The organism is Streptococcus cristatus, from assembly GCF_001578775.1.
Classification (GTDB): domain Bacteria; phylum Bacillota; class Bacilli; order Lactobacillales; family Streptococcaceae; genus Streptococcus; species Streptococcus cristatus_A.
In genome coordinates this window covers 99,780-122,410 of record NZ_KQ969064.1, presented here as the reverse complement: position 1 = coordinate 122,410, position 22,631 = coordinate 99,780, and the positions used below count along the sequence as shown (strand labels likewise).

21 protein-coding genes are annotated in these 22,631 nt (G+C 41.5%); 2 read left to right on the top strand and 19 right to left on the bottom strand.

The annotated features are described in order from the left end of the window. Nucleotides 1–210: 210 nt before the first annotated feature. The 11 genes from nth to SCRDD08_RS09855 form a co-directional block, all read right to left on the bottom strand. Complete coding sequence (gene nth, locus SCRDD08_RS09905; protein WP_061423531.1) at nucleotides 211–840, bottom strand: endonuclease III; 630 nt, start codon at nucleotides 838–840, stop codon at nucleotides 211–213. Between the two features lie 77 nt (nucleotides 841–917). Continuing rightward, on the bottom strand, nucleotides 918–1,400 hold the full coding sequence (gene greA, locus SCRDD08_RS09900; protein WP_005592281.1) for a transcription elongation factor GreA: 483 nt from the start codon (nucleotides 1,398–1,400) through the stop codon (nucleotides 918–920). A gap of 65 nt (nucleotides 1,401–1,465) precedes the next feature. Further along, a complete protein-coding gene (gene mltG / locus SCRDD08_RS09895) occupies nucleotides 1,466–3,268 on the bottom strand; it encodes an endolytic transglycosylase MltG (protein WP_414162616.1) in 1,803 nt (600 codons plus the stop codon). Between the two features lie 64 nt (nucleotides 3,269–3,332). Continuing rightward, nucleotides 3,333–3,830: a GNAT family N-acetyltransferase gene (locus SCRDD08_RS09890; RefSeq protein ID WP_061423530.1), complete on the bottom strand. Its 498-nt coding sequence runs from the start codon at nucleotides 3,828–3,830 to the stop codon at nucleotides 3,333–3,335. Beyond that, a complete protein-coding gene (locus SCRDD08_RS09885) occupies nucleotides 3,827–4,342 on the bottom strand; it encodes a GNAT family N-acetyltransferase (protein WP_061423529.1) in 516 nt (171 codons plus the stop codon). Before SCRDD08_RS09885 ends, SCRDD08_RS09890 begins: the two co-directional genes overlap by 4 nt. A gap of 11 nt (nucleotides 4,343–4,353) precedes the next feature. Further along, nucleotides 4,354–5,688 carry a UDP-N-acetylmuramate--L-alanine ligase gene (gene murC, locus SCRDD08_RS09880; protein ID WP_061423528.1) on the bottom strand — a complete coding sequence of 445 codons (1,335 nt, stop codon included), beginning with the start codon at nucleotides 5,686–5,688 and terminating at the stop codon, nucleotides 4,354–4,356. A gap of 32 nt (nucleotides 5,689–5,720) precedes the next feature. After that, entirely contained in the window at nucleotides 5,721–6,392 is a 672-nt protein-coding gene (locus SCRDD08_RS09875; RefSeq protein ID WP_061423527.1) for a divisome accessory protein ZapJ, read from the bottom strand. Nucleotides 6,393–6,433: 41 nt separating this feature from the next. Further along, on the bottom strand, nucleotides 6,434–9,547 hold the full coding sequence (locus tag SCRDD08_RS09870) for a pilus expression-regulating Snf2 family helicase (protein WP_061423526.1): 3,114 nt from the start codon (nucleotides 9,545–9,547) through the stop codon (nucleotides 6,434–6,436). 151 nt (nucleotides 9,548–9,698) lie between these two features. Then, entirely contained in the window at nucleotides 9,699–10,241 is a 543-nt protein-coding gene (hpf, locus tag SCRDD08_RS09865) for a ribosome hibernation-promoting factor, HPF/YfiA family (protein WP_045500914.1), read from the bottom strand. Between the two features lie 81 nt (nucleotides 10,242–10,322). Next, on the bottom strand, nucleotides 10,323–10,988 hold the full coding sequence (locus SCRDD08_RS09860) for a ComF family protein (protein ID WP_061423525.1): 666 nt from the start codon (nucleotides 10,986–10,988) through the stop codon (nucleotides 10,323–10,325). Next, nucleotides 10,985–12,286, bottom strand: coding sequence for an ATP-dependent helicase ComFA (locus SCRDD08_RS09855; RefSeq protein WP_061423524.1), 1,302 nt, complete (start codon nucleotides 12,284–12,286; stop codon nucleotides 10,985–10,987). Before SCRDD08_RS09855 ends, SCRDD08_RS09860 begins: the two co-directional genes overlap by 4 nt. Before the next feature lie 56 nt (nucleotides 12,287–12,342). Here SCRDD08_RS09855 and SCRDD08_RS09850 point away from each other — a divergent pair, with 56 nt between their 5' ends. Both SCRDD08_RS09850 and cysK read left to right on the top strand, forming a co-directional pair. Continuing rightward, nucleotides 12,343–12,978: a YigZ family protein gene (locus SCRDD08_RS09850; protein WP_061423523.1), complete on the top strand. Its 636-nt coding sequence runs from the start codon at nucleotides 12,343–12,345 to the stop codon at nucleotides 12,976–12,978. A 116-nt stretch (nucleotides 12,979–13,094) separates the two neighbouring features. After that, nucleotides 13,095–14,024 carry a cysteine synthase A gene (cysK, locus tag SCRDD08_RS09845; protein ID WP_061423522.1) on the top strand — a complete coding sequence of 310 codons (930 nt, stop codon included), beginning with the start codon at nucleotides 13,095–13,097 and terminating at the stop codon, nucleotides 14,022–14,024. A gap of 47 nt (nucleotides 14,025–14,071) precedes the next feature. On the opposite strand, the gene SCRDD08_RS09840 is transcribed toward cysK, so the two are convergent. From SCRDD08_RS09840 to SCRDD08_RS09800, 8 genes are all read right to left on the bottom strand, one after another. Then, nucleotides 14,072–14,434 (bottom strand): S1 RNA-binding domain-containing protein, encoded by a 363-nt coding sequence (locus SCRDD08_RS09840; RefSeq protein ID WP_061423521.1) that lies wholly within the window; start codon nucleotides 14,432–14,434, stop codon nucleotides 14,072–14,074. Then, nucleotides 14,434–15,834 (bottom strand): bifunctional Cof-type HAD-IIB family hydrolase/peptidylprolyl isomerase, encoded by a 1,401-nt coding sequence (locus SCRDD08_RS09835; protein WP_061423520.1) that lies wholly within the window; start codon nucleotides 15,832–15,834, stop codon nucleotides 14,434–14,436. Before SCRDD08_RS09835 ends, SCRDD08_RS09840 begins: the two co-directional genes overlap by 1 nt. Nucleotides 15,835–15,871: 37 nt before the next feature. After that, nucleotides 15,872–16,504, bottom strand: coding sequence for a response regulator transcription factor (locus SCRDD08_RS09830; RefSeq protein ID WP_045500904.1), 633 nt, complete (start codon nucleotides 16,502–16,504; stop codon nucleotides 15,872–15,874). Then, entirely contained in the window at nucleotides 16,482–17,501 is a 1,020-nt protein-coding gene (locus tag SCRDD08_RS09825) for an envelope stress sensor histidine kinase LiaS (protein ID WP_061423519.1), read from the bottom strand. The genes SCRDD08_RS09830 and SCRDD08_RS09825 overlap by 23 nt, the downstream gene beginning before the upstream one ends. Continuing rightward, entirely contained in the window at nucleotides 17,498–18,193 is a 696-nt protein-coding gene (liaF, locus tag SCRDD08_RS09820) for a cell wall-active antibiotics response protein LiaF (RefSeq protein ID WP_045500900.1), read from the bottom strand. The genes SCRDD08_RS09825 and liaF overlap by 4 nt, the downstream gene beginning before the upstream one ends. Before the next feature lie 224 nt (nucleotides 18,194–18,417). Next, nucleotides 18,418–19,233: an endonuclease/exonuclease/phosphatase family protein gene (locus SCRDD08_RS09815; protein WP_061423518.1), complete on the bottom strand. Its 816-nt coding sequence runs from the start codon at nucleotides 19,231–19,233 to the stop codon at nucleotides 18,418–18,420. Nucleotides 19,234–19,250: 17 nt separating this feature from the next. After that, the gene (locus SCRDD08_RS09810) at nucleotides 19,251–21,443 is read right to left on the bottom strand and encodes a PTS transporter subunit IIBC (RefSeq protein ID WP_061423517.1); all 2,193 of its coding nucleotides are present in this window, start codon (nucleotides 21,441–21,443) and stop codon (nucleotides 19,251–19,253) included. 259 nt (nucleotides 21,444–21,702) lie between these two features. Continuing rightward, complete coding sequence (locus SCRDD08_RS09800; RefSeq protein WP_061423515.1) at nucleotides 21,703–22,629, bottom strand: ATP-binding cassette domain-containing protein; 927 nt, start codon at nucleotides 22,627–22,629, stop codon at nucleotides 21,703–21,705. Nucleotides 22,630–22,631 lie beyond the last annotated feature (2 nt).

Sequence of the window (22,631 nt, the reverse complement as noted above, 5' to 3'; positions counted from 1 at the left end):
TCTTTTCTTCCAAACCCCTCTAAAACTACCTATAAATCAATAACTTAAAAGGGAAAGGTAACCTCTCCCTACCTCTCCCTACCTCTCCCCTATCCACTATAGCACCGTGCTGCTAAAGTCGCTTAAATATTCCTCTAACTCTCGCAACAGTCTTTTACGTCCCTTAAACCGCTCATCGCCTAGTAAAAATTTGTATCTACAGACTCTATCTTAAACATGATCAAAATTGTAAAGTTGAGGATAGTGATCACACTCTGGATTTTTGGGATGGCAAATAGCCCGACCAAAGTAGATCATAGCCTGATGCGCAGCTAGCCAGCGTTCAGGTGGGATAACGTCCATAACACGTTTTTCAACTTCTAAAGGAGTTGCTGACTTTTTGACAATATCGTGGTGTTTACAAATGCGTTCAACATGCGTATCAACGGCAAAAGCTGGAATACCAAACTCTACACTCATGACCACGTTAGCTGTCTTACGCCCTACCCCAGCTAAACTTTCTAATTCTTCCCGAGTCTGAGGCACCTGTCCATTAAAATCGCTCAAGAGTTGCTGGGCACATTTTTTCAGAAACTTGGCTTTATTTCGATAAAGTCCTAAACGCGAAATGTGCTTGGCAATATCTGCCTCGGATGCTGCTGCCATAGCTTCTGGAGTAGGATAAGCTAAAAATAGATTTGGTGTAGCTTTATTAACCGCAGCATCTGTCGTTTGAGCTGATAACATGACTGCCACGAGTAGCTCAAAATGATTTCTAAAATCTAAACTCGGTTTGGCATCAGGAAATAGGGCAATAATCTCCTCGATGACATGGCGTGCTCGTTTTTTTGATAAAACCATCAGTATACAATCTCCTTTGCTTGTTCTATATTATAGCATAAATTGATAAAGAAAAAGCCGAGCGTGCTCGACCTTTCTTAGACTGTTTTTTCAACTTTTAGGATTTTGACGTCATAACTACCAACTGGTGTTTCTACTGTTGCAATATCACCGGTCTTCTTACCAATCAATGCTTGACCAATCGGACTTTCATTTGAAACTTTTCCCGCAAAGGCATCCGCACCAGCTGAACCAACGATAATGTATACTTCTTCTTCAGTTTCACCGACTTCTTGAATAGTAACAGTTTTACCGATGGCAACTTCATCTTTAGCCACCGAATCACTATCAACAATCACAGCATAGCGAATTTTAGTCTCCAGACTTGAAATTTGTCCTTCAACGAAAGCCTGCTCGTCCTTTGCTGCTTCATATTCACTATTTTCTGATAAATCTCCGTAAGAACGAGCAATTTTAATGCGTTCTACTACTTCTGGACGTCGAACCAATTTCAATTCTTCTAATTCTTGTTCTAATTTTTCCTTTTCTACAAGGGTCATAGGATAAGTTTTTTCAGCCATTACTTTATTTCCTCTCTTCTTTCTATTTTTTTGATAAAACAAAATTATGTGGAAAACCACATAATTTAGTTAGAACTTTCACCTGATTGGTTTAATTTGCTATTAACGTGTTCTTCCACATTCTTAGCGTGTTCTTCGTAGGTATTTGCAAAATATACAGCCCCCGTTTCCACATTTGCTACAAAATACAAGTACTCTGTCTTGCTTGGATTAATAGTAGCTTCGATAGCAGACAGACTTGGACTATCTACTGGACCAGGCATCAAACCTTGCTTCTTGTACACATTATAAGGCGAGTCAAGATTTGTATCAATTTCAGCATCTTCTTTAAGAGTTGTCTTTTGACCAAGTTTTCCTTGAGCATAAAGAAGCGCAATATTGCTCTGAAGTGGCATAGCTTGGTTCAAACGATTATAAAAGACGCTCGCAATATCTTTGCGATCCTGATCAGTTGAACCCTCTTTTTCAACTAAAGAGGCGAGGGTCAAAACATCATTGACCGTCAGATTCTTAGACTCAATTGTTGAGTAATACTGCGATAGATTTGTATTCATAGCAGCCAACATTTGGTCAATCAGTTCTTCAATCGTGGTTTCTTTTCCATAATCATAAGTAGCTGGGAAAAGATAACCTTCAAGACGATATTTAACACCACTATCCTTGCTCGGCAAAGTTGCTAGAAGCTGCGGATATTTAGCTGCCATTTTTGCAATAAAGTCTTCATCTTGAGCTTTATTTAGAAAATCTTCCTTACTGAATGGTGTTTTTGTATTCTTGTTCGCAGTTTTTGCAGCATTGACAGTAGTTGCTTCGGCAATTTGCTCCAAAGTGTATCCCTCAGGAATTGTTATCTTACCAAGAACTGGAGGCTGTGGTGTATCTGTTCCACCTTCTTGTAATTGCTTAGCAATCGTGTCTAAGTCCATACTCTTTTGAAGATTATAGTAGCCAGATTGGAAATTACCATAACTTCTGATTTTTGAATAAAGATTAAAGACTTGAGCGTTCTTAATCAGGCCTTTCTTTTCTAAAATCTCTCCGATTTGTTTGGTGCTAGAACCGGCAGGAATTTCCACTGTCACATACTCTGTTGATTTGGCATCTACTGGTTTCAGCGCTGAAGAGACATAATTGTATCCTACAAAACCAGTAATACCAAGGCCCAATAGGAAAAGTACCAAGACTGTCATCACGATTCGATTGGCTAGACCGTTTTTACGTTTTTTCTTTTTACTACTATTGGTACGATCTACACGTGAACGTTTCTTTCCATGAGCAACATCTCTACGGCTTAGCGTTGGTTCTGCAGTAGAAAAGTCTTTTTTAGCTTCTCTTTCATCTGTAGTGTTTGAATCAGCTAACACTGTTTCTTTTATCTCACCTGCAACTGGTACTGCCTTTTCTTGATAAGCTTCCGAATGAGGCACAGAAGTTTGAACCTCTCCAGATTCTATACTTTCCTTCTTAGCAACATCAGCTTGTCCTAGCTCATCAACATTTGATGGAACTTCCGAAATCGTAGAATTACGAACTATATTTTCTAGCACATCTGCCTGAGTATGAACAGTAGGCTCGCTTTGTCCCATTGGCTCTTCTACTTTGATCTTATTAGGTTCTTCCTCTACTGAAGTATCCTTCTCTAGAACCTCATGAGATTTTTCAACAGCAGAAACGAGAGATTCCAAGCTCTCCGCCAATTCCATTTCTTTACCTAAAAGAGGCTGCGCTTCTTCCTGAACTGAGTGATTTTGGGTACCATTGGCTGTTGCCAACTCATTCAAAATCTTCTCTTTAAAACTCAGCGTCTTTTCGTTATCCTGTGAATTTTCAGTCAAAAACTTGATCTCCTTCTTCATAATCCCTAACATTATATCTTAAAAGTCAGATAAATGCAATCATATCCGACTTTTAAAACTATATTATTTATGAAGGTTATATCTGGGGATTTTCCCAAACCATATCAAACCATACTTCATCTGCATAAGTTGAGGCTGAACGGCCTTCGTTGACAAAGTCATGTTGCTCATAGTAGGCTACCAAATAATCATGACAAGTGAGATTAATGCCGTGGCGTTCATCAGCAATCACAATTTCCTTCATAGCTTTCAACAAGGCTTTTCCTACACCTAAACCCTGTGCTTCTTTAGAAATAGATAGACTAGTCACAGAGATAAATCCGCCAGCCAGATAGCTATAATCTTCAACATCCTCTGTAAAAGAGATATCTTTTAAATAGCGTTCTGATCGGACAGGACCTTCTAAATAGCCCAAAATCTTGCCACTTTTTTCTGCAACCAAAAAAGTTGAAGGAATCCTTTCAATGTGCTTTGCCAGTATTTCACGACTAATAGCCTCTTCTGGACTAAAATTTTCCAATTCGATGGCATAAATGGCATCTAAGTCAGCCATTTGAGCTTGACGGATAATCATTCTTTCTCCTTAAAATCAGGATTTTCCCATACCATATTTGACCAGATAGTCCCACCGTGAGTTGAGTCAGAAATCCCTTCGTGGACAAAGCCATTCATCTCATAATAAGGTATCAGCTCATCATGGCAGGTAAGGCTAATGCCCTGCCGATGTTCCTGAATAGCTGTCTCTTTGAGAGCTGCAAGCAACAAGGTTCCGATCCCCTGCCTCTGAAAATCAGGATGGACGGACAGACTTTGGACGGCAATGAAGCCACCTTCTGAAGGATTAACACCCACCTTGCTAAAGAGGTCATCTGTCAAATATCGCGCCTGAACAGCTGGTCCAACAATATAGCCTGCAAGCTGACCATGCAGCTCTGCCAGCAAAAAAGTATCCGAGATGCGTTCAATCCGCTCTTTGAGAACTTCTGCACTGGCCGCTTCTGCCGCTGGAAAATTCAGCTGCTCAATTGCAAGGATTTCCTCCCAGTCACTCAAGTCGGCCTGTCTGATTCGAATTGGTGCTTCCATCCAGGTGCCTCCTACTGAACGTTGCTAGTCAGATTGGACAAGAGACGTTCAAAGGAATACTCATAAGTCTGGATATCTCCAGCTCCCATAAAGACGTAAACTGCATTATCATGGTCAAGAAGTGGAGAAACATTGTCCACATCAATAACCTTGGCACGCTTCACAATCTTTTCAGCCAGATCTTCTACCTTAACATCGCCTTTATCCACCTCACGCGCAGATCCGTAAATCTGGGCTAAATAGACTGAGTCAGCCTGATTGAGGGCTTCCGCAAATTCGTCCAAGAGAGCAATGGTCCGAGTAAAGGTATGTGGCTGGAAGATGGCTACAATTTCCTTGCTTGGATACTTCTGACGAGCTGCATCCAGAGTCGCGATAATTTCCGTTGGATGATGGGCAAAGTCATCAATAATGACTGTGTCGTTGACAATCTTTTCTGTAAAGCGGCGCTTAACCCCACTAAAGGTCTTGAGATGTTCCCTTACTAGATTCAAGTCAATACCTGCAATGTAGAGGAGACCGATGACCGCTGTCGCATTCATAATGTTGTGACGGCCAAAGCTTGGAATCTGGAACTCACCCAGCTCTTGCCCACGGAAAGAAACTTTAAATCCTGAACCACTAGTAGAACGCAAAAGGTCGTGAGCAACAAAGTCGTTGCCTTCTTCCTTAAAACCATAGTAGTAAATCGGCGCATTTGAAGTAATACGGCGTAGTTGCTCGTCTTCTCCATAAACGAAGAGCCCTTTTGTAATCTGCTTGGCGTAATCATTGAAAGCATTAAAGACATCTTCCAAGCTGGTGAAATAATCTGGATGATCGAAGTCAATATTGGTGATGATCGAATATTCCGGATGATAAGGCATAAAATGACGCTCGTACTCGTCTGATTCAAAGACAAAATACTTGGCATTAGCAGAACCGCGACCTGTACCGTCCCCAATTAGATAGCTAGTATCTGTGATATTAGACAGAACATGAGAAAGAATACCCGTTGTAGAAGTTTTCCCGTGAGCACCTGCTACTCCTAAGCTGACAAAGTCACGCATAAAGCTACCCAAAAATTCATGGTAGCGCTTGTAGCTAATACCATTGGCATCTGCATAGGCAATTTCCACATTGTTATCTGGACGGAAGGCATTACCGGCAATAATTTCAAAATCTGACTGGAGATTTTTCTCATTGAAAGGCAAAATGGGAATCCCAGCCTGCTCCAGACCACGCTGAGTGAAATAATATTTATCAACATCGCTTCCTTGAACCTTATGGCCCATCTGATGCAACATCAAAGCCAAAGCGCTCATACCTGAGCCCTTAATTCCGATAAAATGATAGGTTTTCGTCATGATTACTCCTTAAATCTTAAACAACTGAAGCCTTATTGCCCTTGGGCATCTGAACTCAACTTGGTGATGTCCAATTCCTGTGCTTTTTTATGCTTATTGTGTTTTTCTCGCTTCTTGCCCTTGTTATAGACTTGGCTGGTTTTGAGAAAATCGTAGTTATTCTTTTTCTTTTTTTCTGGATTCGTTGGTACTTCTCTGAGAGGTTGAGACTGAACATCTGCTAATATGTAGTTATCTTGCTTTAGCTTATCACTGAACTTCGTTAACTCACCCGGATTTTCCTTTTGGAAAGGGGCTGTTGGTTTAACTGGATTTCCCTCAAAAGGAGGTGCCACTTTCCGACTACGAACCTTATTTGGGAGCTTGCTCGTCAAATAAGCAGCCGAACGTTTTTTCCTCAGATCAGCCCGAGCTTCCTCTCGTGCTTGCTCAGCATAGCGAATAGCTGGATCTTTCTTATCAATTGGCTTTTTAAAGTCCGTAACTGGAGCTTGCTTCTTTCTAGCTTTACTTACAGTTTGACTAGGAGCAGCATGAGCAGGATTTTCTGGCTTAGCAATCGGCATCCATTCTAAATAATTACGGTCCTGATAGTCCCCTTTAATGTTGCTAATCAGATCCAACTCATCGTACAAATTCATGTGCGGCATTTCTGTCAACATGATTTCGTCATCAGCAATTATAGGAAATTTGGTATTTGTCATAGCATATCCTTTCAACTCTTCATTATTATAAACTATTCAAACTATTTTTCAAGCGATTCAGAAGAAATTCCAAGAATTTCTCGAATTTCTTCCATCGAAAGACTAGAGCGAGACTCTGCACCATCTAGAATCGTTGAAACTAGATTTCGTTTAGTGTCCTGTAATTCCTGAATTTTTTCTTCAATAGTTCCCCGTGTAATCATACGATAAACTTTTACATTCCGTTCCTGCCCAATACGATGAGCCCGACCAATAGCTTGGGCTTCTACTGCGGGATTCCACCAAAGATCCACTAAAATAACAGTATTTGCACCAGTTAGATTGAGACCGACACCACCAGCTTTAAGAGAAATCAGGAAGGCTGATCTTTCTCCTTGATTAAAGGCTTTGGTCATCTCCTGACGTTCTTTTGCTGGAGTTGAACCTGTAATTTTGAAGGACTCCATTCCCATCTGGCTCAGTTCTTGCTCGATAATATCCAGCATGCCACGGAATTGTGAAAATATCAGAACACGATGTTCACCGTCTTGGATCTGCTCCAACAGCTCACGTAAACTTTCCAGCTTGCCGCTTTCCCCATCGTAATCATCCATAAAAAGCTTGGGAGTATCACAGATTTGACGGAGTCGCATAAGACCAGACAAAATTTCGATTTTACTACGATTGATTTCCTCCTCTGTTGCATGGAGAATTCGCTCCTGCATTTGCTTGAGCAGAGCTAGATAAATCGTTTTCTGGCTGTCTGCAAGTTCGTTACGGTAAGAAACCTCAATCAAATCAGGAAGTTCTTGCAAGACTTCTTCTTTCTTACGCCTCATGACAAAGGGTCTGATATAGCGCGCTACTGTTTCCGCAGGCATCTTCAAAAAAGCTTTCTTGCTTGGTAATAAGCCCGGAAGGACGATCTGAAAAATTGACCAAAGCTCGCCGAGATGATTTTCAATCGGCGTCCCAGACAAGGCATAAGTCCGCTCCACCTCAAATGCTCTCAGATATTGAGCAATCTTGCTCTGGTCATTCTTCATGACCTGTGCTTCGTCCAATATCAAATAGTCAAAGTGAAGTCCCTGATACTCTTCCACATCTTGTCTGAAGGAAGCATAGCTGGTAATGGTAATCTGATGGTCTTCTGCAATCACAGCATCTCGGACATTTTTCAGTCCATACACAACGGCCACATCCAAGTCTGGAGCAAATTTGGCAAACTCATCACTCCAATTGTAAATCAGGCTCGACGGTGCCAATATCAAAACTTTCTTAGACTTAGACAAATGAGCAGCCAAGAAAGAAATGGTCTGAAGGGTCTTTCCCAAGCCCATGTCATCAGCTAGAATACCACCAAATCCATATTTATTCAGCATGGATAGCCATTTTACACCCGTTTCTTGATAATCTCGAAGCTCTGCCTGAACTTTCAGCTTAGGCAGAGGAAAATCCTCAGGGTGGGTCAAATCATAAGCCAGCTGGCGAAAATCCTGCGACAAGGCAACTCTTTCCTGATCTTTGAACAATTCAGAGAGTTGATAGGCAGCCAAGCTATGCGTTTGGATAATCCCATTTTTAGAATGTTTGCTTCTCAATTGTTGCAAGGTCTGGCTGATTCGCTTACTATTCTCATCAAAAATCACAACTTGACCCGTCTTACTGATAAAGTAATCCTTTTGGCTCATCAGCGAATCTAGGACATCATCTACCTCAGACTGGTCGATACCAGTAAAATCAAAGCCAATATCCAAGAGCCCACCATTAATACTGATGGAAACCTTCGGAGGTTCTGTTTGAGATAGACCCAGTAGCTCGTCTGACAAGTAGACATTGCCTAGTGCTCTAAAGCGTGGAATCAAGACGGAGAAGAAGCGGTAAATTTCTTCGGGTCGTAAAGGCGGACGCTGGCTGATAAAATCATCTGCAAAACCTGCCTCCAGCATTGCTTTAAAAACTTGCTGTTCTCGCTCAAAATTACTGGCAAAGGGTAGGTTTCTCAGCTCTTCACGACTGGTGACAGTCTGACTACCATACTCAAAGACAAGATCCAACAATACTTGCTTGTCAGTCCCTAAATAAAAATTGAAATTCACGGTAAAATCATGAATGAACAGTCGCTCAGGTGCTGTCACACGGCCAATTTTTTTGAACTCGAGCAAGCTTACTGCCAGTTTGGACTGCTCAGACACATCAAACTGCAGGCGCTTGACGCGTTCCTGCTCAATTGGCAATTCCTGTAATGCCTTGATTAACTTGGTCTGCTCAGTCGTCAGCTGATAGAAGGTCCGATTATGAAAAAGAAATTGACCTCCATAGAGCAGCTTATAATTCTTTTCTGATATCAGCAGTTCAAAATAGTTTTCCCGCTCTTGTACTTCAAACTGATAAATTCCCGCTTCTTCATGCAAGTCTTGGAAAAATACCTCAGCATAATCATAGAAGCTATATTCCAAACGGAACGAAGCAAGATTCATCAAGCGAGTCACACCTTCCTCAAAAAGACTGGCTGGAAAATAAAGGTGCCGTCCAGCATTGGGAAAGACCAACGAAGAGTCCTGCCCCTTATAATCCGTCACCAAGCCTCGTAAAAATTCTAGCAAATCTTGACTAGCTTCATCAAAATTCTCCATGCGAATAGGCTCATAGTAACTCTTGCCGATCTGATAATGCCCACCCTTATTCAAGGTTCTCAAAAAGGACAAAATATCACGCACTACATAAGAGCGCTCATCCGGCAACCGACTAATCCGCAGACTCCATAAAAATTGTCCTGTGTAAATATCTTCCTGTCCAGTCGCTGATAGCTCATAACGCATTTGTTGACTGGATTTATCTAGCAAAATCTTATCCAAAAAAAGGCTACCAAAAGAAACCAATTTCTGGGCTTCTTGACTAGAAGACTCTTTTTCTGTCATCTTCGCCAGCAGATCTTTACCCGCCGAATCATTTTTCAAAAAATATTCCAAGGCAGCCAGATGGGCGCAGTACTTCTTCTTTTGAAAAAAATCACAGGAGCAGAAAACTGCATCATCATCCAGACTATAGCGTAGATTGTACTGATCCACGCGCGTGTATAAAAAGGAATCTTTGACGTCAAGAATTTCGACTTTTTTGCTGTCACAGAGGGCAATTCCTTCCGTTCGAATTTTACCAGGAATTAATTTAGCCATACCTACCACCTAACATTTATCCCTTTATTATACCATAGGATAGCTATAAAAACGAAATAGAATTTCTTTATTCGTAAACGTTCTTTGAAGTAGAATGAGCGAGAGCTTTCCCTACAAGAAAAAGCCATCCAAATTGGACGGCTTTTCTACATTATTTAACTTCTAACAAACCGATATCTCCATCTTCACGACGATAGATAACATTCGTTGTACTATCTTCAACATCTGTGTAGATGAAGAAGTCATGTCCCAACAAATCCATTTGCAAAATAGCTTCATCTAGATCCATTGGTTTCAAATCAATATGCTTAGAACGTACTACTTTAGAAGATGCTGCATCAGCTTCTTCTACTAGAGCATCAGTGAACAACTGGCTAGTTGCAACCTTGTTCCGATTTTTCTTTTCAATCTTTGTCTTATTCTTACGAATCTGACGTTCAATCTTATCGATAACTAGATCGATAGATCCGTACATATCTTGCGAAACATCTTCTGCCCGAAGGGTAATAGAACCAAGAGGAATGGTTACTTCGACTTTCGCCGTCTTCTCCCGGTACACTTTCAAATTTACCCGTGCATCAAGTTCTTGCTCTGCTTGGAAATACTTCTCAATCTTCTCAAGTTTAGAAACTACGTAGTCACGGAGAGCATCAGTTACTTCTAGGTTTTCACCACGGATACTATATTTAAGCATATAAGTACCTTCTTTCTAAACATAAATGTTTTATTTACAATATCATTATAACGCTTTCATTCCTTTTTTGCAAATATTTTCTTATCTTGCGAGTGAAAATGTCAAAACTTCTTTCACACCTGCTTCCAGCAATAATTCTCGAGCCAATTGTAAGGTTTTTCCAGTCGTATACACATCGTCTATCAGAAGAATTTTTTCTGGCAGAAGGACATCTTTTGACAATGTAAAACATTGCTGGCTTTTTAAACGTTCTTGGCGATTTTTACTAGATTGGGCAAGCACATCCTGCTTTTCAAGCAAATGTTTATAAGGCAAGCCAGCTGCTTGCAAGAAGCCTTTCACCTGATTAAAACCTCGATTTTGGTATTTTTCAGGACTGACTGGAATAGGAACTAAAGTATATTTTTTGAAGTTTCTGAGACTTTTTTTGAGAACTTCCGCAAACACAAATCTCAGAAGATAATCTCCTTGAAACTTGTATTTGCTGAAGAAATCCTTCATCAAATCATTATAAAGAAAACAGGCCTGATGCTGAACTACATAGCCTTGCGCTTCCCATTTTTGACAATCCGAGCAGACTTTCGCTTCATCCTCCTTCCAGCAACGTGGGCAATGGATAGAGGAAATCATTTCAAATCCTGCTCGACAATGGTTACAAATTGTATTTTGTTCTTTTTGCAATAAAATCAAGGAAGAAAAAGTCCTATTTTCTTCGACTACTTGGCTGCATAACAGGCAATTTTTCATAGGCCAGCCTCCTTGTTCATCAGTTTGATTTCACGAATCGCTTTTTCGATTGAACGCGTGGTGCCGTCGTGAAAAAAGAATAAATCTCCCGTCGGTCGCTCCATGCTACGTCCCACTCGGCCAGAAATCTGCACCAAGGCGCTACGGCTAAAGAGACGATGGTTAGCTTCTAGAACAAAGACATCTACACAGGGAAAGGTCACGCCACGCTCTAAGATGGTTGTCGTAACCAAAATAGTAATTTCTCGTTTGCGAAACTCTTCAACGATTTCTAAACGATTTTCAGTTGTCGAAGCCACAAATCTGACTCTTTCCGCTGGAAATATCTCCTCCAAAACTTGCGCAAATTCCTGACCTCTTTTGATTTCCGAGGCAAAGATCAGTAAGGGAAAGCCTGTTTTTCTCTGTCTCTCGATATACTTTTTCAGTTTAGGCGGCAATTTCTTTTTCGCTAGATATTTTTGAAAATCCGCCATCCAAACTTTTTGGGGCACAATCAAAGGATTGCCATGGAAGCGGCGAGGAAGACTAAGGCGTTTTAGTTCTCCTTTTTGGACTTTTTTATCCAACTCATCCGTCGAAGTGGCAGTTAAGAAAATTGTCGTTCCCTCCTCCTTGACCGACTGCTCCACAGCATGGTAGAGCACAGGATTGTCCACATAAGGAAAAGCATCTACTTCATCCACAATCAGCAAATCAAAAGCTCGATAAAATTTAAGAAGCTGATGAGTGGTGGCAATGACCAAGGGACTACGAAAATATGGCTCGGATTCCCCATGCAAAAGCGAAATCGGGCAGGCAAAATCCAGCTTGAGCCGGCGATAAAGCTCCAAACAGACATCAATCCGAGGGCTGGCTAGGCAAACGGCACCTCCACGATCAATCACTTCTGCAATCACCTGATAAATCATTTCCGTTTTGCCCGCCCCAGTCACTGCATGGACTAGGCTATTCTGTTTTTGAGCAACTGACTCTAACAGTCCCTGAGAAACTTTCGCTTGAAAGGCTGTTAATTGTCCCTGCCACTTGAGTACCTGATTTTCTGGAAAATCTTCCTGCGGAAAATAGTAGAGTTCTTGATCACTCCGAACTCGCCCCAAAATCACGCATTCCCTACAATAGTAGGCATTGACAGGTAGCTGGTAGTTCTCCTTGTCTACTTGAGAGCCACAGCGGCCGCAAAACAACTTTCTCCTTTCCTCTCGCATACTGGGTAGCTGCTGAGCCTGCATACGCAGTTCGGGACTGAGCTGATCTTTTGTAAATATCCTACCTAGGCAATCTTTTCTTTCTAACATACTTTTTTATTCGTAAAACTTTTGGAAAAATCCATCTTTTTGTGTACAATAAAACTATGGAATATAGAACAATTAGACAAGACGGCCAAGCCCAAGAAGAAATTAAAAAATCCCGCTTCATTTGCCACGCCAAGCGCGTTTACTCAGAAGAGGAAGCCAGAGATTTTATTGCTGCCATCAAAAAAGAGCACTATAAAGCCACTCATAATTGCTCTGCTTTTATTGTCGGGGAGAAAAGTGAAATCAAACGAACCAGTGATGACGGCGAGCCCAGCGGTACAGCGGGCGTCCCCATGCTCGGTGTCATGGAAAATCACCAGGTGACCAATGTCTGCTTTGTGGTCACGCGCTATTTTGGTGGGATTAAGCTAGGAGCTGGTGGGCTCATTCGGGCTTATGCAAGCAGCGTCGCCTGGGCAATCAAAGAAATTGGTCTGATCGAAATCAAGGAACAGGCCGGTTTGCGTCTTAAAATGTCTTACAGCCAGTACCAAAACTTCGATAACTTTTTAAAAGCTGAAGATCTGATCGAATTCGATACAGAGTTCACAGATCTAGTGGCCACAACCATCTATATTGACAAGCAGGAAAAAGAACCACTAGTTCAGAAATTAGTTGAGTTTTTCAATGGCAAAATCCAAATTGATGATCAAGGTTTGCGCGAGATTGAAATTCCTTTAACAGTTGAATAATCTTAACAGCTAGGCTTAGTGATAAAGAATTTTTATCGTGGTCATAGCTTTTTTATATTTTACAAAGTGCCACTTTCAGCTTATACTAGTCTCATTAAAGTATTGAGGTAGGAAAAATGGCAAACATTTATCAAAATATCACAGAATTAGTTGGAAGAACGCCAATTGTTAAACTTAATAATATCGTTCCTGAAGGAGCAGCTGAGGTTTATGTCAAGTTAGAAGCCTTCAACCCTGGCTCTTCTGTCAAAGACCGGATTGCTCTCAGCATGATTGAGGCAGCTGAACGCGATGGCCTTATCAAGCCTGGCGATACTATCGTTGAAGCAACCAGCGGAAATACCGGTATTGGTCTTTCATGGGTTGGGGCTGCTAAAGGCTACAAGGTTGTCATTGTAATGCCAGAAACCATGAGTGTGGAGCGCCGCAAGATTATCCAAGCTTATGGGGCAGAGCTAGTTTTGACTCCGGGTAGCGAAGGAATGAAAGGGGCTATTGCCAAGGCAGAAGAAATCGCGAAAGAACGAAATGGCTGGTTGCCACTGCAGTTTAACAATCCGGCTAATCCAGAGGTTCACGAACGAACAACAGGAGCAGAAGTTATCGCTGCTTTCGGTGAAACTGGACTGGACGCTTTTGTCGGTGGTGTCGGAACTGGTGGGACTATCTCTGGTGTCTCTCATGCTCTTAAAAAAGCGAATCCAAATGTCCAAATCTATGCGGTTGAAGCAGACGAATCTGCTATCCTTTCTGGTGAGAAACCAGGTCCTCACAAAATCCAAGGACTTTCAGCTGGATTCATTCCAGAAACCTTGGATACAGCAGCCTATGATGGTATTGTCCGCGTGACTTCTGATCAAGCGCTAGAGTTAGGACGCCATATTGGTGGTCAGGAAGGTTTCCTAGTCGGAATTTCATCTGCTGCAGCTATTTTTGCAGCCATCGAAGTCGCTAAAAAACTAGGAACTGGCAAGAAAGTCCTTGCCCTAGCACCTGATAACGGAGAACGCTACCTATCTACCGCTCTCTACGAATTTGACGCTTAATCGTGAAAATAGTTAACAAAATTCCTACCCGTTTGGGTAGGAATTTTTTACTCTTTTTGTTCTTTCAGAAAAGCTTTGGCTTCCCTTATCCAGATTGGCAATTGCTTACCTAAGGGCGCAAATCCAATTTTACAACGATCATTTGAAAAGCGATGTCGTCTCGGTAAACGATGTTTTTCTTCCTCTAAAGTGCGCATTGACAGGCTGGCCTTACCAGAAAACTCATCATAATCTACTACCTGCACAAGAACCTGATCACCAATTTTCAAAATATCGTGAATATTGTCAATATAGCCCGTCCGAATCTCAGAAATATGAATGAGACCGACCAGACCGCTTTCTAGTTCGACAAAGGCACCGTAGGGCTGAATTCCTGTAATTTTACCCTTTAACTTATCTCCGATTTTCATTAGTCTATAACCTCAATCGTCTCAATGACAACATCCTCAAGTGGTTTATCCATTGAAGCTGTTTCAACCGCTGCAATTTTATCCAAAACTTCATAAGATGCCTCATCCACCAGTTGACCAAACACAGTATGTCGACGGTCCAAATGCGGTGTCCCGCCCTTGCTAGCATAAACTTCAGCGATTGGCTTCGGCCATCCTCCCCGGGTCAATTCCTTGGTTGAATAAGGAAGACTGCTATTTTGGACAATAAAGAACTGACTGCCATTGGTATTTGGTCCCGCATTCGCCATTGATAGGGCACCACGAATGTTATAAAGTTCCGGTGAAAACTCATCTTCAAAGCGCTCGCCGTAGATAGACTCTCCGCCCATACCAGTACCTGTCGGATCGCCCCCCTGAATCATAAAATCTTTGATAACTCGGTGGAAGATTACTCCGTCATAGTAGCCATCCTTTGATAAGGCGATAAAGTTGGCAACTGTTTTGGGTGCTTGGTCTGGGAAGAGTTGAATCTTCAGTTCACCATGATTTGTCTTGATCTTTGCAATTGGACCTTGAACCTCATCAAGATGGAGCTGTGGGAAGGTCAATTCTTTCTCTACCATGCCCAATTGCTCCAAGGCGTCAAAGATGCCGTCTTCTTCGACCGTTTTTGTGACAAAATCAGCCTTTTTCTGCAATTCCTCATGGGAAACTCCCATAGCAATACTGAGCCCTGCATAGTCAAATAATTCTAAATCATTGAGTCCGTCGCCAAAAACTAAAACATTTTCTGGTTTGAAGCCTAGGTGCTCTACGACCTTAGCAACGCCAGCTGCCTTTGAACCTTCTTTCGGTACGACATCCGATGAATGCTCATGCCAACGTACCATACGAAGAGACTCGGCCAAATCTTCTGGCAACTGCAAACTGTCACCTACATCCTCAAAAGTCCACATTTGATAGATTTCATGATCTTGGTAAAAATCAGGATTGACAGCCAGATCTGGATAAATGATATCAATTGCTGACGAAATCATAGGATTACGAACAGACAAAGCCGCTTCGTGACTGCCTACCAAACCGTACTCAATTCCCACTTCCTTGGTCCAGGAAATGTAGGATTCCACGCATTCTTGCGGAATGACCGTTTTTGCAATGACTTCGCCTTTTCTATTTTCAACATAAGCCCCATTCAAGGTGACAAAAAAATCAGGATCCAAGTCACGAATTTCTGGAACAACTCCAAAAATGCCACGACCAGAAGCAATTCCTGTCAGAATTCCCTTTTCTCTCAGCTGCTTAAATACAACTTTGATCGACTCTGGGATGAAGCCTGTTTCCTTGACACGCAAAGTATCATCGATATCAAAGAAAACAATCTTAATCTTTTTCGCCTTATATTTTAATTTTGTCTTCATATCTTCCTCTTTCAATTTAATCTTCTCTATTATATCATTAAAAGTCGTCTTGCGGAACAAGGTGATGCTGAAAAGCATAGACAACTGCCTGAGTCCGATCGCTCACTTCTAGCTTAGACAAAATATTGGACACATGCGTCTTGACCGTTTTCAAGGAAATAAAGAGCTCGTCAGCAATCCGCTGGTTTTCATAGCCCTTGGCTAGAAGCCCCAAAATATCCCGCTCCCGCGCTGTCAAATCCTCGTGAAGCTCTATATGATTCCGATGATATTCTACCTTCTTGCTGACTTCTGTTTCAATGGCAAATTCACCCTTTGCAACCTTTCTGACGGCGTGGAGAATTTCATCCGCACTAGAAGTCTTCAACATATAGCCACGAGCACCCGCATCCAAGACAGGATAGATTTTTTCATTGTCCAGATAGGACGTTAAAATCAAAATTTTTGCCTCTGGCCATTCTTTCAAGATAGCCAAAGTAGCATCAATGCCACTCATCTCTGGCATAACAATATCCATCATAATCACATCTGGACGGCTTTCCAAAGCCTTTTCGACACCTTCTCTACCATTGGTAGCCTCTGTCACTTCTTCAATATCGTCCTGTAATTCAAAAAAGCTTTTCAAGCCCAATCTGACCATTTGATGGTCATCCACTAGTAATATTCTCATCCTTTTCCCCTTCTAACAATGGAACACTGATTTCGATAGAAACTCCTTTTTTGGGAGCCGTCAGAATCTTCAAGGTGCCAGCCATATCATGCACTCGATCTTCAATATTTTTCAAACCATAACTCATGTCAGCCAAACTAGCCGGATCAAAACCGATTCCGTCATCAGAAACCTTGAGTTTGAGCCTATTTGGCGTCTGATAGAGATAGATGTCCAGACGACTGGCCTGAGCATGGCGCAAGGTATTATTGATGATTTCTTGGATAATCCTAAAAATATGCTCCTCTATCTGCTTGGGCAGGCTGACCACCTCATGCTTAAACTGGACAGTCAAGTCCGACTTATCTGTCAACTCTTTGATTAAGACATTCATGCCCTCTACCAAGGTCCGATTTTCCAACTCTGTCGGCCGTAAATGTAAGAGCAAGATCCGCAAATCTTTTTGTGCTGTATCCAGAATGTCAGCGATTCCCTTTAACTGTTGCTGGAGATTGTCTTTATCAAGACGCTCCACATTCCCAGCGACACCTGAGAGAATCATATTAGCAGCAAATAGCTCCTGACTGACCGTATCATGCAAGTCGCGAGCAATCCGCTTGCGTTCTTTTTCAATAATCTTTTCTTCCGCCTGCAAGGCCTGATTCTCAGATTTCTGCAAATTTTCGGTTAGACTATCCACCTTTTCTTTTAAGCGGATGAGAGAATCGTCCAATTCCAACTGCCCGGTTTCTTGTATGTCACTACTTTCTAAAATAGCTTTTAAATTCTTTTGAACTTGAGAAAGAGACAGGTGCTGAAGAAAGCGCGCAGCAGCGACCAAGAAAATAGTCAACGCTAAGCCAAGAACCAGAACAAAGAAAGCAAAGGACTGGAGCAAATCCAGATTATTCAGCAGCTTTTGCCATTCTAAATTAAAAAGATTAAAAATGTAGTGAAAGATAATCCCTAAAACGAAGAAGGTATAGAGGAAAATAAGCAAATAACTTGTTTTTTTCACTTTCTAACAACCTCCACATTTCCTAAAAAGCTGACCAAGACAATTTTTACAGTTTTACTGGCTCGCTTATAGTCAGGCGTTGTCAGAGAAATCGTTTCATTGCGCAGCTTGCGTGGCGGATGATTTAAAAAATTCAAGTCTCCGTATAGGGTATTGATCTGAAGCTGAATTTCCACATCCAAAGGAATGACGATCTTGGTATCCCCAAAGCCCTTGCGAATCACAATCACATTATCATGATTAACCACAATGACATCCTCTAAATGGATGGTATCCTTTCCCATCATTCTCAAAAGGTTGATATCATGAAACTGGCAGTCATCCTTTGAAAAATGCTGCAAATCCCCCAACCAACGATTTTTTTCAGCCCGAACTTCGGTCGCATCTTCAAAGAAAAGATGAGTCTCCTGATTTTCCTTGTACAGATAAGGATAGGCTACAATCATGCCGTAAATCAAGGCAAAGAGCACAGCGGCTATGACGTAAGGATTGAGCATGACAATGAAAAAGAAGACAATCATGGTCGCGACCAATAGCGAATTGCCTCTCTGCTTGCCGAAATAATAATATAAAAACAAAAGAAAGAGTAGCATGATGAGAACAACACGCGAAAAATCGGCAGCCAGCATGGTAACCAGCGCCATTGATAATAGAATTGCCTCAACGAAGATGAATAATTGAACTTTCCACATAGCTATTCCCTTCCTTACATCTCTATTGTAACAAAATTAAACAAAAAAACCTCCGTCTGAGGCATGAAATACAAAGATTATCCTATCTTAACCAGCAGAATTTCTAGTCTCTAGACTTCTTTGCACTTTTCCTCTAAAAAGCAAAAAAATCGCTTCAAATGCTGTTTAACTAAAACAAACACTTAAAACGATTTTTCTAGTTTATTTCTATTGTTCAGATAAGCTTAGAAATGGACTTGTGCTTCCAAGCCAAAATGGTCACTAACGACTGGACCACGTTGTCCATCAAAAACAACAGCAGATCTTTCAATATTGAAATCTTTACTTGTAAAGATATAATCAATTTTTAGAGCATCTTTGTTTCCTGCCCATCCAGCAATATCACCTTCAACCGTCGCTGTACCAATCGTTTGGTCAGCCACCTTATGGCTGTCTTGGAGAGCAAGTGGACTTTGGATAATGTGCTGATAGCCTTCGTAATCAACGGGATTGTTAAAATCACCCATGAGAACTAGCGGAGTCTCAACTTGTAAGAGTTCAGATTCAAACTTAGCCCACTCTCCTTGGAAACCCTTATCCCACCAAGACAAGTGACAGGAAGCAACCGTGATGAGTTGACCATCAAGCTCTGTTTCTGCCAGTAAGACTTTACGCGTATGGTAGTCACTTGGATCATTGACATCAGACACCAAGAGCTCTCTTGCCTTCAGGGGCTTTCTGGACAGAATTGCAACCCCTTCATTGTAAATATCAAAACCAATATGATTATAAGCCCAAGACCAGTAATAGTCCAGACCTGCCTCAGCTAGCTTTTCAACCAGACACAGGGCATAGTGATCCTGATGAATCGGAATGGCGCCATCTACCGCATAATAGAAGGGAGCCTGAACAACCTGTTCAGACTCCACTAATTGATTGACTTCCTGCAGGCAAATGACGTCATATTTTTCTTGAAGAATACGCTCAGCTAGCTGATTTAGCTTGCTTTCTTGCTCTTCTTCCATCCAACTATGAGTATTTAAAGTCAGGAATTTTGCCATGATTTCTCTTTTCTATCTTACAATTCTACTTTAGCCACAACTGTCTTAGGAGCGACTTTACCGAATTTCTCAACTGCTACTGATTTGATTGCTGGAGCATTTGTGAAGACAACGATAGTAGTTGTTTCACGACCCGCTTCTTTAATAGCCGCCAAATCTGCTGTTACCAATAGATCACCTGCAGCAACGGTTTGTCCTTCTGCTACATGTACTTCAAAAGGTTTGCCTTCAAGGCTAACAGTATCCAAACCGATATGAACAAGAACCTCGAGACCAGATTCAGTCAAAAGACCTAGAGCATGTCTTGTAGGGAAGACGCTTGTCACTTTACCAGCTACTGGAGAATAGATCTTGCCATTTGCTGGTTCAACCGCAAATCCGTCACCCATCATTTTTTGTGAGAAGACTGGATCTTTAACATCTTCCAACTTGACAACTTCACCTTCAGCAACTGTTTCGATTGCTTCTGTCACACCTTTGTAGCTAACTGCTGCAGCTGCAGACTCAGCTTTTTGACTTGGTAGAGTTTCAGGAATTACTTCTCCTGAATCCAACAAGTCTTGGATATCCGATTTAAGAACGTCAGCTTTTGGTCCGTAGATAGCTTGAACGCCTTGGCCTTTCATAACCAAGCCCATAGCGCCTTCAGCTTTCCACTGTTCTACTGTTCCAACTTTTTCAGCATCCTTGACAGTTACACGCAGACGAGTCATACATGCATCTACATCAACGATATTAGCGCGACCACCTAGAAGATTGATAACATTAACGGCTTGAGAAGCTGCAGCAACTTTACCATTACCAGATTCTGATGAAGAAACTTCATCTGAACCTTCTGCTGTTTCATAGTTACCGTTGCGTCCTGGAGTTGCATAGTTGAATTTCTTGATCATGAAGTTAGAAATGAAGTACATGATCACTGCAAAGAGAATTGTAACCCAGATAAAGTTGATGACATCCATACCCAAACCAGCATTGATTGCCATTGGAGTACGAGTCAAGAATTCGATTGATCCGAATGAGTGTACACGAAGGTTAACGATGTCAGCCATTGCAAATGCAGCACCTTGTACAAAAGCATAGATGATATACAGCGGTGTTGCAACGAACATGAACATGTACTCGATTGGTTCAGTAACCCCCGTCAAGAAGGTTGCTAAAGCAGTCGCAATCATCATACCTTTGTACTTGTGCTTCTTGTCAGCATCTACATTGCGGTAAATAGCTGCGGCAACACCCATAAGGATACCAAATGAACCGATCATTTGTCCAACTTTGAAGCGGGCTGGATGGAATGTATCAAGCAAATATTGGTACTTAGTAGGATCAGCTGTCTTAGTACCAACTAAGTCAGTTGCCCAAGCCAACCAAAGTGGATCTTGTCCAAATACTTGAGTTCCTTTAGCAGCACCAGTCAATACTTCATAAGTTCCCCCAAGTTGAGTATAGTTCATTGGGATAGTCAGCATGTGGTGCAAACCAAATGGAAGCAAGAGACGTTCTAAAGTACCATAGATGAATGGTGCTAGGATTGGTGCAGTATCTTGTGAATTTGCAATCCAAACACCAAAGTTGTTGATACCTGATTGAACAACTGGCCATACGAATGACAAAACAATTGCTACGATTGCTGAACGCAAGATAACAACGAATGGTACAAAACGCTTACCATTAAAGAATGACAAAGCATCTGGCAATTTACGGAAGTTGTAATATTTGTTATAAGCTGTTGCTCCGACAAAACCTGCGATGATTCCGACGAAAACCCCCATATTCAAAGCAGGAGACTCAAGAACACTGATAAAGTAATCAGAAACCTTGATGCTTCCTCCTAAGAAAGTGCTAACCACTGCTTTAGAATCTTTCAGCATATCGCTTGATACACCAAACATAACCCCAGTGATACGGTTAATCAAAATGAAGGATAAACCTGCCGCAAAGGCACCACCAGCACGTTCTTTCGCCCAGCTACCTCCAATAGCAAGAGCAAAGAGGATATGCAGGTTACCGATAACCCCCCAACCAATTTGTTCTAAAACGCCACCAGTAGTAACTAGAATACCTAGTTCAGGATTGATCATCGGAATTGACTTACCAATACTGATCATCAATCCTGCTGCGGGCATAACCGCAACAACCACCATCAAAGCTTTACCGAATTTTTGCCAAAATTCAAAGCTAAAAATGTTTTTGAATGAATCTTTCATCATCCAGACCTCCTTATATTTTCACAAACCACCCCTTGATGAAATCGTTTGCATTGAATGATACTATTATACCACTATTTTTAATTTTGTAAAGGCTTTTATAAAAATTATTTTGGGACTTTTTCCTATATTTAGTGGAATAATATATAGAATAAGGTAAAATTTTAGCATGCAAGCGATTGCGTATATTTCCATAAATTTGCTGAAATAACAATAAAAAAAGCCGAGAAACATTCAATTCCATGTTTCTACAGCTTCTTTTTCATTTATATTCTTTTTTATAGCGGTCAGCTTCTGCCTGATTAGCCCAGACATAGTGACCAGGACGGATCTCAACCATGCTAGGTTGATCCACTGAGTAGTCATGCTGCTCTGGATCGTAAACCTTTAAAACCTTTTTGCGCTCCAAAATTGGGTCTGGAATCGGCACAGCAGACAAAAGGGACTGCGTATAAGGGTGGATAGGGTTGTTAAACAACTCTTCTGTCTCTGCAACCTCGACGATAACACCTTTATAGATAACAGCGATTCGATCTGAAATAAAACGAACTACCGATAGGTCATGGGCGATAAAGAGATAGGTCAAGCCAAGTTCTTTTTGGAATTTTTTCAAAAGATTTAAGACTTGCGCACGGACGGAAACGTCCAAGGCAGAGATTGGCTCATCCGCAATGACGAAATCTGGCTCCATGACTAAGGCACGAGCAATTCCAATCCGCTGACGTTGACCACCAGAAAATTCGTGGGGATAGCGTGTCAAATGCTCAGCTAAAAGACCAACTTCACGAATGATATTCTTAACCTTTTGCTGGCGGTCTTCTTCATTTTCAAAAAGATGATAGTTATAAAGGCCTTCTGAAATGATATAGTCAACCGTCGCACGCTCATTTAAGCTGGCAGCTGGGTCTTGGAAAATCATCTGAATCTTACGGATCAATTCAGCTTCCTCTGCTTTAGATTGCTTCCCGTTGATCTTTTTACCTTCGTATAAGATGTCGCCTGCACTGGTATCGTTCAAGCCAATGATAGCACGGCCGATGGTTGTCTTCCCAGAACCAGATTCACCTACTAAGGAAAAAGTTTCTCCTTTATTGATAAAGAAATTAGCATTTTTTACAGCTACGAATTTCTTACTTCCTTCGCCGAAGGAAATTTCTAAATCTTTAATTTCAACTAATTTTTCAGTCATTT

Coding starts and splice junctions, on each gene's coding strand:
- SCRDD08_RS09870 (WP_061423526.1), bottom strand. CDS start 9,547: ATGGCTAAATTAATTCCTGGTAAAATTCGAACGGAAGGAATTGCCCTC.
- SCRDD08_RS09885 (WP_061423529.1), bottom strand. CDS start 4,342: ATGGAAGCACCAATTCGAATCAGACAGGCCGACTTGAGTGACTGGGAG.
- SCRDD08_RS09835 (WP_061423520.1), bottom strand. CDS start 15,834: ATGAAGACAAAATTAAAATATAAGGCGAAAAAGATTAAGATTGTTTTC.
- SCRDD08_RS09810 (WP_061423517.1), bottom strand. CDS start 21,443: ATGATGAAAGATTCATTCAAAAACATTTTTAGCTTTGAATTTTGGCAA.
- cysK (WP_061423522.1), top strand. CDS start 13,095: ATGGCAAACATTTATCAAAATATCACAGAATTAGTTGGAAGAACGCCA.
- hpf (WP_045500914.1), bottom strand. CDS start 10,241: ATGCTTAAATATAGTATCCGTGGTGAAAACCTAGAAGTAACTGATGCT.
- SCRDD08_RS09815 (WP_061423518.1), bottom strand. CDS start 19,233: ATGGCAAAATTCCTGACTTTAAATACTCATAGTTGGATGGAAGAAGAG.
- SCRDD08_RS09830 (WP_045500904.1), bottom strand. CDS start 16,504: ATGAGAATATTACTAGTGGATGACCATCAAATGGTCAGATTGGGCTTG.
- greA (WP_005592281.1), bottom strand. CDS start 1,400: ATGGCTGAAAAAACTTATCCTATGACCCTTGTAGAAAAGGAAAAATTA.
- murC (WP_061423528.1), bottom strand. CDS start 5,688: ATGACGAAAACCTATCATTTTATCGGAATTAAGGGCTCAGGTATGAGC.
- SCRDD08_RS09800 (WP_061423515.1), bottom strand. CDS start 22,629: ATGACTGAAAAATTAGTTGAAATTAAAGATTTAGAAATTTCCTTCGGC.
- SCRDD08_RS09860 (WP_061423525.1), bottom strand. CDS start 10,988: ATGAAAAATTGCCTGTTATGCAGCCAAGTAGTCGAAGAAAATAGGACT.
- SCRDD08_RS09875 (WP_061423527.1), bottom strand. CDS start 6,392: ATGACAAATACCAAATTTCCTATAATTGCTGATGACGAAATCATGTTG.
- nth (WP_061423531.1), bottom strand. CDS start 840: ATGGTTTTATCAAAAAAACGAGCACGCCATGTCATCGAGGAGATTATT.
- SCRDD08_RS09840 (WP_061423521.1), bottom strand. CDS start 14,434: ATGAAAATCGGAGATAAGTTAAAGGGTAAAATTACAGGAATTCAGCCC.
- mltG (WP_414162616.1), bottom strand. CDS start 3,268: ATGTTAGGGATTATGAAGAAGGAGATCAAGTTTTTGACTGAAAATTCA.
- SCRDD08_RS09890 (WP_061423530.1), bottom strand. CDS start 3,830: ATGATTATCCGTCAAGCTCAAATGGCTGACTTAGATGCCATTTATGCC.
- liaF (WP_045500900.1), bottom strand. CDS start 18,193: ATGTGGAAAGTTCAATTATTCATCTTCGTTGAGGCAATTCTATTATCA.
- SCRDD08_RS09850 (WP_061423523.1), top strand. CDS start 12,343: ATGGAATATAGAACAATTAGACAAGACGGCCAAGCCCAAGAAGAAATT.
- SCRDD08_RS09855 (WP_061423524.1), bottom strand. CDS start 12,286: ATGTTAGAAAGAAAAGATTGCCTAGGTAGGATATTTACAAAAGATCAG.